Source organism: uncultured Clostridium sp., assembly GCF_934754915.1.
GTDB lineage: Bacteria > Bacillota > Clostridia > Clostridiales > Clostridiaceae > Clostridium.
The window spans coordinates 1-10,479 of the sequence record NZ_CAKVKB010000120.1; the positions used below are offsets into that span (position 1 = coordinate 1).

Annotated in this window: 7 protein-coding genes; all 7 read right to left on the reverse strand. The window is 27.1% G+C overall.

Annotated elements, in window-relative coordinates; genetic code table 11:
- Positions 1-700: 700 nt before the first annotated feature.
- Positions 701-1,693: an ATP-grasp domain-containing protein gene (locus Q0F58_RS14650; protein WP_294378073.1), complete on the reverse strand. Its 993-nt coding sequence runs from the start codon at positions 1,691-1,693 to the stop codon at positions 701-703.
- Positions 1,694-2,103: 410 nt separating this feature from the next.
- A complete protein-coding gene (locus Q0F58_RS14655; protein ID WP_294378077.1) occupies positions 2,104-3,831 on the reverse strand; it encodes a sulfatase-like hydrolase/transferase in 1,728 nt (575 codons plus the stop codon).
- Between the two features lie 259 nt (positions 3,832-4,090).
- Complete coding sequence (locus Q0F58_RS14660) at positions 4,091-5,017, reverse strand: NAD(P)-dependent oxidoreductase (protein ID WP_294378080.1); 927 nt, start codon at positions 5,015-5,017, stop codon at positions 4,091-4,093.
- 25 nt (positions 5,018-5,042) lie between these two features.
- Entirely contained in the window at positions 5,043-6,845 is a 1,803-nt protein-coding gene (locus Q0F58_RS14665; protein ID WP_294378085.1) for a thiamine pyrophosphate-binding protein, read from the reverse strand.
- A 90-nt stretch (positions 6,846-6,935) separates the two neighbouring features.
- Positions 6,936-8,534: an aldolase catalytic domain-containing protein gene (locus Q0F58_RS14670; protein ID WP_294378090.1), complete on the reverse strand. Its 1,599-nt coding sequence runs from the start codon at positions 8,532-8,534 to the stop codon at positions 6,936-6,938.
- Between the two features lie 44 nt (positions 8,535-8,578).
- The gene (rfbH, locus tag Q0F58_RS14675) at positions 8,579-9,910 is read right to left on the reverse strand and encodes a lipopolysaccharide biosynthesis protein RfbH (RefSeq protein ID WP_294378093.1); all 1,332 of its coding nucleotides are present in this window, start codon (positions 9,908-9,910) and stop codon (positions 8,579-8,581) included.
- Positions 9,911-9,957: 47 nt separating this feature from the next.
- A partial coding sequence (locus Q0F58_RS14680) for an FkbM family methyltransferase (protein WP_294378095.1) occupies positions 9,958-10,479 on the reverse strand: 522 nt, incomplete at its 5' end.

Consider the following 10,479-nt stretch of genomic DNA (forward strand, 5'->3'; position numbering starts at 1 on the left):
TGAAAAAGTCTAATTTACCTAATTATCACATTAACCATAACACTAAGGAAGATACTGTTTTATTAAGCGCTTACGTTGTATATACAACAGCATCCATTTTTTTATTAAAAATTTTAACATCTTACTTTAAATTACTTGTATCTTTTTAATACATTCACTTTTTCTTTTAAATCATTTATATCCATTTTAATCTCGTCCTACCATACTTCTAAATTTCTAATGCTTAGTCTTATCTCACTCCTGTAATTTTGTATTGCACTAATATTATTATTCCTTAGCTTTAAAATATTTAGAATTTCATTTTCCATTAATGTATACCTCATTATAATTTAATTAAATATATTTTTATCAGTCACTGCTCCTCTTCTATTATGTTCTTTACTCTTTCAAAATCCTCTATTCTGCCAACACTTAAATTTATATCTTTATTTTGAAAATATTTTCCTTCACCTTTTACACATCAAACCTTAAATTTATTCTGATGTTATATATATTAATGTAACCAAAACTATCTTGCCTTTTTCGGTGAATTTAATATGTATGAAATTATTGGTTTCCCATTTATTTCTCTCATTACTTTTTCTAAAAATCTTTCTTTTCACATTCTTGCTTGAATTATACATACAACTTTCATAAATACGTCTCATTTTTTATTGATAATTTATGAATTTCATTACATAACCTCTAATTAACAATTATTTTAACCTATAAATACTGCATCATCAAATCTTAACATTGTTTTTTCATTAAAATCATTTATAAATGGTATTTCTCTACCCTCAAGCATATTACTTAATGCCTTTCCATAATCTGCACCACATTCAAAACTTAACGGAACTCCTCCTCCAAAACGAGGATTTATCTCGAGAAGATAAATCTCATCTTTATCTGTTTTAAAAAATTGAATTGTAATGGGTCCAATAGCTCCAGTACTATTTTTATCCTTTAACTCATTTAATGCCTCTAAAATCTTTACTGTTTCATTTATAATACATTTATCTTTAACAGTTTTACTTTTAACAACTTCTCCACTTCTTACTTCCAACCTTATTCTAGGTATTACATAAACAGGTCTTCCTTTGAAATCAACAAGAGTATCAACAGTATATTCTATTCCTTTTATGTATTTCTGAATTATTCCATTTTCCACATAATCTTTAAAAAATATAAGTTCTTTAATATTATTAATTTTAAAAGCATTGTTACTTCCCATCCCATCTGCTGGTTTAATGAACAGCGGAAACTTTGATTCTTCTTTATTTACTATTATTGATTCAATTTGTTTATCTGTATACACCTTTGGATTTTTAATATTCTTTTTTGTAAAATATTTTGATGTTTTAAATTTATCTTTACAAACATTGATAATCTGACTACTACTTAATAAAAGTGTTGTATTTATATTTTTAAAATCATCCTTATGGCTATTTAATATAGAAAATTCTCCTTCATGAAGAGGTATTAATAATTCTACATTTTCTTTTTCACATATTTTAAGCAACTCACATATGTAATTTTTATCCGCGACCTTTGGTATTTTATAAAATTTATCTACAAAATATTTGCATGGATTTAAAATACTTGCATCAACTCCTATTATCTTAAAACTTTTTCTTAAATGCTTTATAAGCTGAACTTTCTTCCCTATGGATGTTACAAGTACTATTTTTTTGTTAGCAGCTTTATTATTCATACTACTTTCCCCTTTTTACAAGTTTTACAGTTATATAATAATCTTTTTTATCACTACTACAATTGCAATGTTTCTTGTGATAACCTTGCTTTATTAAATTCTTTTAAGCTTCAAACTATTGAACTATCCAATACCCCTATATTTATTTCGTTATGTAAATAATATGATATTTTATACCATGTACACCAGCTTACTCTATCATATTCCTCCATATTAACTCATCACCTAATTTAGCATTGTCATATTTATAATTTTTTAAACACCAAAAAGCTTATATTGTGCAGTTAATTTTTTTCATTTTATACAATAAATAGCCTTGTTTTCTTCCTATCCTTTTTTATTTCTTTATCTATCATAACAATATCACCAAAAACAATGGTTTTTACATAAGATCGCTTTTGGTTTAATGTTTAATTCTCAAATAAAGATTTTATCTTTCCTATTATTTCTTTATCAAATATTTCTTCATCATTAACTTTGTTAAAATATCTAATTTTATCATTTCCTGTAACAACACATTTATATTTATCAGTTATATATACTGTAAATCCATATAAGTAATCTTCTAATCCAGCTTTTAAATAATTCTTTATTATTATGTTGTTCTGCATTTTAGAAAATTTAAAATACACTTTATTTTCAGAATCTATAACAATTTGTTGTTTTTCTAAAATCAAATTCATAATTTTATTAAAATTCATCAATGTATTTAAACCATCAATTTTTTTTCTGTTAATGTGCCCACCTGTTATTACCAAAGGCACATGTACTCTATCATCATGCCATCCAGCTAAAGTTTTTATATCTTTTAATTCGTATGTAGCTTTCTCAATTATCTGGCCATGATCACTAAATAGTATTTTTAATGTTTTATCACCTAAAATATTGTAATAATATTCTGTAACTTTATCTACATAACTTAAACATTCACTATATTGATTATTATATTCATCTTGAGATTGTGGGTATAATTCATCTCCACTAAATGGAGTCAAATGCGCAATAGGTAATTTTTCGTGATTTCCACATAAATGTGGTGGATGAGTTTCCTGCCAAAAATACAATATATAAATGTTTTTGTTTTCTTGTGAACTAATCATATTACAAATAGCATTCCATATTGTTAATGTAGCATAGTTTCCATCAAAATATTCAATTTTTTCCCCATCAATAATATTCCAATAACCAGAATAGATTTTTATCTTATATCCTTGTTCTTGAGCTTTTTTTATAAAAGCACATTGATCATCTTTAACTGTTGTATTATCTCTAATTTGAGAACTATCTGGGTCTAAACCAGTCAAAATAGTTGGAACTGATTCATATGTCGTTATTGATGGCGAATATAAATTTGTAAAGTATGTACTTTTATCTAATATACTATTTACATATTTCATTTTTGTTTGTTTCGAAAATACATCCTTATACCTTAAAGCATCCCAATAAAAAATAAATATATTATTTTTTGCCACATTATCAATTTTACTTTTTATTTCTGCTTCTATGTTTTCAATTTCATTTAATAATTTTCTTATTTCATTATTTCTTGAATAATTATTCTCTAAATATACTTTTATGTATTTTTTTGCATTATTTATATCTCTTATCCCCAAATAATTTAATATTATTTTTTTTAATGTATCTTCCTGTTTGTTTTCTTTAAATAATTTGTTTAAATTATAAAGTTCCATATACACACTTGTATCATAATAAAATGGTGCTTTTAAGTTTATTCCTTTATCACCTAGTCTTTTATATATATTAACAACTTCAACATCTATGTTCATATCTTTAATTTGATTTTCAATTGTTTTTGCAGAAAAAAATGATGAAATAAAAATTGTATCCAACTTTTTCAATTCATCTATTCTAGGATATTTTATATTAAATTTAAGTAATGTTTTCCCATCTTTACTTTTATTATTATCTATAATAAATTTTGCATCCTTCATTTCAATAGAAAAATATTTGTATAATTGTGTTGTATGATCACCAGAACCCCATATTGCAAATTTTTTGTTTTCACATGTTTCTCTTAAAATTTTTCCCACTTCATGTAGAATATTTTTTCCTGATAAAAGTTTTTCACCAAATGCTTTCTCTATACATTTATCTAAATATTTATTATAATCTTTCATCTATTTCCTCCACAAACTATATTAGCAACACTTTTTAATATATTTTTCATTCAATCATCCTTGCAATTCTATACTTAACTAGAACTATATAATTAAAAAACTATGAATACATTAATAATTTTCAATTTTAGTATTGCTTTAATTTTTTCTGATTATCTTTACTCTTAAATGCTCTAGAATTGCTATAATCTTTCGCCTATTTATTGTAAATTTTTCAAGTTAATATTCTCTTAAATGTTTGTTGCAGAATTAATCATAATCAATCCCATTGTTTGTAATAATTAATAGTTTTTTGTATTCCATCTTTAAGTGATACATTAGGAACAAACCCAACATCTTCAACTAATTCCTTTATATCAGCCCAAAGAAACATTACTTGCTTATCTGAATACTGCAAATCTCCAATTCCGGTTCTATCTGTTATATTTAATTGATTGAAAATTTCTATAATTGCATCTTTTAATAAACATTTTTTCCCACTTCCTAAACAATATACTTTTCCATTAACTCCCTTCTTAGCAAGTAAATAAAATGCATTTGCAGCATCATCACTGTACAAAAAATCCCATATTTGTTCACCCTTTGTAAAATGCACTTCTTCTTTGTTAATAAGTTTAATAATTGTTGATGATATAAGTGAATTTTTATTGTCCCATGGTCCATAAACGCTTAAAATCCTAGTCCATATATGTCTAATTCCTAATTTTTCACATAATATACGGCTCATCTGACCTGCACAAAGTTTTGCAATTCCATATCCATTTTCAGGCAAACATCTCATATCAGGAGTTAATCTACTCTCAACTCTACCATACTCTGCTTGAGAACCTGCACCAATAAATGTGTTACATCCAAGTCTTTTAGCTAAATGTACTGCATCAAGAGTATATTTTATATTTTTATTCTGTAAATACATATCATCTCTCGCCATACCCGATGTTCCATCCCATGCAAAATGATAAAATACATCATACTTTTCATTACTTGTTAATTGAAAATTTGACATCTCATTAAGGCTACATACAACTTTTTTTATAAGAGGATGATCCTGTATTTGTGATATTCTTAAAGATTCTTTTCTATAAAGCACTAAAACTTTAATATTTTCTTGAATTAACTTTGAAATTAATGCCATTCCAATAGCACCAGTAGCCCCTGAAATAACTACCCTTTTAAATATTGCCATCTCTCTAACTTCCTGCCTTTCCTATCTATATTAAATCTAAATTTTTATTTCTATCATATTCATCTCTATCAAGAAAAGGATACATATCATCTATAGATGGCGAGACTATCTTTCCATTAGGTAAAATTTTAGAAGATAATTTAGGTTCAAAATTTTGAGATGGATCAATAATAACTTCACAAATCATTGGTCCGTCACTATCCAGCATATTTCTTATTAATTTTCTTGATTCATCTATATTATCTATTTTTATATATGTTATTCCATAAGCCCAAGCAATTTTTTTCATGTCAGGAAAACTCAAACCATTTCCATCGCAAACCCCAATAAGCGGTGGATCAAAGAGATTATTTTGAGTTTGTCTAATAGAATGATATCCATTATTATTTAGATATATTATTTTTATATTAAGATTATTATATACAACAGTTTGAAGTTCTTGAATATTCATTTGAAAACTTCCATCTCCATCTATGCAAATCACTCTCTTTCCATTAAGTCCTATACTTGCTCCTATTGCAGCTGGAAAACCATATCCCATAGCTGCACATCCTGAATTAGTAAATAATCTTTGTCTCTTTTTTATTTTTGCTGCTTGAAATGTAATAACACATGCACTTCCATTTCCTGTTATTACATTATCTCCTTCTTCTAATTCATTAAATAATTCATTAATAAATGCATATGGATTAACTGGAGATGATTTTTCATAGTATTTAGGTAACACTGCTGGATATTTTTTATTTATATTTTTACACCATTTAAGCCATCGTTTATGCATCTCATTACCTAATGCATAATCATATAATAAAACATCATCTATAACATCACGTACATTTGCCCATATTGGTAAATCAGCCTTAATTGTTGGCTTTTTCAATTCATTTTCATCAATATCAATTATAATTTTATAGGCATTCTTTGCATAATCATTATAATTATAACTTATTTGTCTTATATTAAGCCTACATCCTAAAACCAGTAATAAATCACTATTTTCCACTACAAAATTTCCTCCACGTGTTCCAACAGTTCCTGGTCTTCCACAAAATAATGGATGTTCATCCCAAAGTACATCATGTGCATTCCATGCAGTTACAACTGGTATTTGAAGTTTATCAATTAATTTTATAAATTGATTATATGCTTTTCCTAAACGAATTCCACTTCCCGCCAAAATCACTGGTCTTTTAGATTGTTTTATTTTTTCTAATATTTTAGGAGTAATAGATTTATCATAAATAGGATTTTCATTTGAAACTTCCTCAACATCAAAACCTCTAAGTTCATCTGTTTCAACAATAGCTGCTTGAACATCTAAAGGAATATCTAACCATACTGGACCTCCGCGCCCATTTAATGCAAGATATAAAGCTTTTTCAAGATGATATTTTATATCATTAGGTTCAGTTATCATACAGGCATATTTAGTCATAGGTGCCACAGAAGCCACTATATTATATTCTTGATCTCCAAGCTGCCTTAATGGCACATCAGTTGACCACAAGGTTGTTTCCCTCTTTACCTGTCCTGATATAATGAACATTGGGATGGAATCCAGCCACCCTCCTAATACACCTGTAATAGCATTTGTTCCTCCCGGACCGCTTGTCACACACACCAACGCCAGCTTATTCGTCAATCTTGCATAAGCCTCAGCCGCAATTGAACACGCCTGTTCATGGTGATTATAAGTACATTTAAGTCCCTCCTGATGCCCGAATGCATCATTTAAATGCATAGCTCCTCCTCCAGTTATAGTAAACACATGATTTACTCCATTTTTCACCATAAAATCAGCTATATATTTTGCTACTTTAATTTTCATGATCTATCTCCTTCTATATTTTTTATTTTACTATTCCAATATATTTTTATTTTTTCTTTTATCCTATAATCAAAACATATTTACACATTTCTACTGTTCATAATATGAATCTGTTATAAATTCAACGGTAATTTTACCTCTATATTCATTAATAAAAGTTTTTGCATACTCATTAAGATATGCTGATTTTCTTTTAGCAAAACTATATTCCATATTAGAATTAAAATAATTTATTTCTTTTTCTGAATAACCATCAAAGCCAGCAAGTGCTATTTTTTTTATTCCAATTTTTTTAAGAACTTTTAAAAGCATAATTAATGAATTATCTGGTATTTCAGTTTTTAAATCAATTAGTGAACTATAATTTAAAACATATTGAAACTCACCATTTGTTTTAGTAACATTAGAGGTTGCAATTGTCTTCAATGCACTATATTTATTACAACTTAATTTAGTTGTCATCTGAGCATATCTCTTTGAATTTGTTATAAATAAGTATTCTATATTATCAATATCCGGAATATAATTAATAGCAATAACTATAGGAGTATTTTTCTTTATAAATCCCTGTATTTTATCTTTATACAAAATACTATTCTTACCTGGTCCAATAACTAATACATCTTTTCCACTAACATCATCTTTTAATCTATTCATAGCAACATCATCAGCGCATTCGTTTTGTTGATATCTAAAATATAAGTTTTCTATATAGTCCTTATTGTAAAGTAACTTTTTGTCATCATCTATACTTTTTAATATTTCATTAATTGATTTTATTGAAAGAGTTTTTTTATTCATCAAATATGAAACATAATTTGGATGACATTTATTTGATGCTGAAACATAATAAAACAAATTATATCCCCAAGGAGTCTGCTTATAAATATCCATTATATTTACCTCTATAGACTCTAATAATTGACTCACATCATACTTTTTATTAAATTTTTCATTCATATATGTACTTATAAGTTCTATAGGAGTATTTCCAGCACTCTTGCCCATTCCATATAATGTTGCATCTACAAGAATTGTTCGCTCTACATTTTTAGTTAACACTTGAATACAATTAGCATAGCCCATTTGAAAATTATTATGTGCATGATATCCAAGACATATGTTATTATTAAGATTATCATCTATAATATCAAATATATGCATTAAATTATCTTGATGCAATAATCCATAAGTATCAACCATAGACATAGCATATGGGTTTAATTCATTAACAAGTCCTATAAGTTCCAATAATTCTTGATCATTATAACTTGTTATAGAAACAGCTTGTACAAATACATTATACCCAAGATTCTTAACTTCTTTGCAAAAATTAATTGCCTCATGCATAACATGTTTTTTAAATATTACTCTAATTCCATCAAGATAACTTTCACTACATTGTTGTATGTGTTTAATCGAGCATGTCCCATAATCAATCATTCCCACTATCATAGAATTTCCTTTATCTATCTTCCCATATATCTTTTTAACAGAATTAGTATCTGGCATTATACTACGATTTATATCAAAATTTCTTCTTTCATCTAAAAAGCCAACTTCAATTATATCAATTCCTGCACTTACAAGTCGCTCAAAGATACTAATTAAATTGTCATGTCCAAAATTCCAATCATTTAAATATCCTCCATCTCGCATAGTGCAATCTAAAAGCATTAAATTATTCATATTATTCCTCCTAACAACATATTAAAGTTGATCTTTTTCTCTTACTAATTTACAGCTTCATTTATGATTTTTGCCATATAATCAATCATTTCATCTGTCATTCCTGGATAAACTCCTACCCAAAAAGTATCATTCATTATCTTATCTGTATTATTCAAATTTCCAACAATTCTATATCCTTTTCCACTAGTTCTCATTTCATCAAAACAAGGATGTTTTATAATATTTCCTGCAAATAGCATTCTTGTCTGAATACCATGTTTCTCTATATACTGAACAACTTTATTTCTATCAATCCCCTTCTTACATGTAATAATAAATCCAAACCAACTAGGATTAGAATTTTCACATGCAACTGGCAATATAATTTTATCTTCAGATTTTAACAAATTCTTTTTCAATCTGTTAAAATTTTCTTTTCTTCTTTTTACAAAGTAATGTAACTTTTTTATTTGAGCGCAACCAATAGCTGCCTGCATATCTGTGGCTTTCAGATTATATCCAAAATGAGAATACACATATTTATGATCATAACCTAAAGGTAATTCGCCATATTTTCTGGAAAATCTATGCTTACATAAATTATCCATGCCTGATGGACATACACAATCTCTTCCCCAATCTCTAAACGAACGTATTATTTTATTAAGTAATGGATTATTAGTATATACAGCTCCACCTTCCCCCATCGTCATATGATGTGGAGGATAAAAGCTAGATGTTCCTATATCCCCAATTGTTCCTGTAAATTTTTCCTCTCCATTTATTATATACTTTGATCCAAGAGCATCACAATTATCTTCTATAAGCCATAAATTATACTTATCACAAAAACTCTTGACTGAATTTAAATCAAATGGATTTCCTAAAGTATGTGCTACCATTACAGCCTTAGTTTTGTTTGAAATTGCTTTTTCCAACATTTCTACATCTATATTGTATTGCGGAATTGTAACATCTATAAAAACTGGAATAGCACCATATTGAATTATCGGAGCAATAGTTGTTGGGAATCCTGCTGCAACAGTTATGACTTCATCTCCTCTTTTAATTGCCCTATTACCTAAAAGAGATGATGTTAATGCCATGAATGCATTTAAATTTGCACTTGATCCTGAATTGACAAGAGTACAATATTTTACATTTAAATACTGGGCAAATTCTTTTTCAAATTCATTAGTATACCTTCCAGATGTAAGCCAAAACTCAAGAGAACTATCAACAAGATTAATCATTTCATCGGAATTGTAAACTCTTGATGCATATGGTATTCGTTCTCCTTCTTTATATGTATTTTTTGTATGATATTTTTTATAATATTCATTCACTAATTTTAAAATTTCTTTTCTATCTTTTTCTTGCTGAGATTTATCCATATTTTATACTCTCCTTAGTTTTTATCTATAATCATAATTATTTTTAATTATGCAACACAATATAAAACCAACTCAAGCCCATTATTTCCATGTATCCTTAAATAAAATTTATACCCTAAATTCCAACTATTTATAAGCATTGGAATTTCAAACAAATCATTTGGTTTATGATACAAACAAATCATTAAATTCGGTTTATTGGTTTTTATAGTTTCCTTAGTTCCTAACAGCCCTTCATATTCTGATCCTTCAATATCCATCTTTATATGCGTTGGTTTAAAATTTTGTATGCACTCATCAATTGAAACACATTGAACTACAGTATCTCCTTCCTTCGATATATTGCTATTTTCAGCAGTATTCATATTAAATCTTAATTGTTCAGCATTATGATATACAGCATTGGGCATACATATAATCTCATTTGTACCTTGTGCTATTTTTTTTATATTTTTTATCATCATATTATAATTATTAAAATCAGGTTCAAATACAGCAATTGCCTCTACATTAGAAAACTTATTATATAAACTTTGTATTGTATCCCCATCATATGCTCCACAATCTAT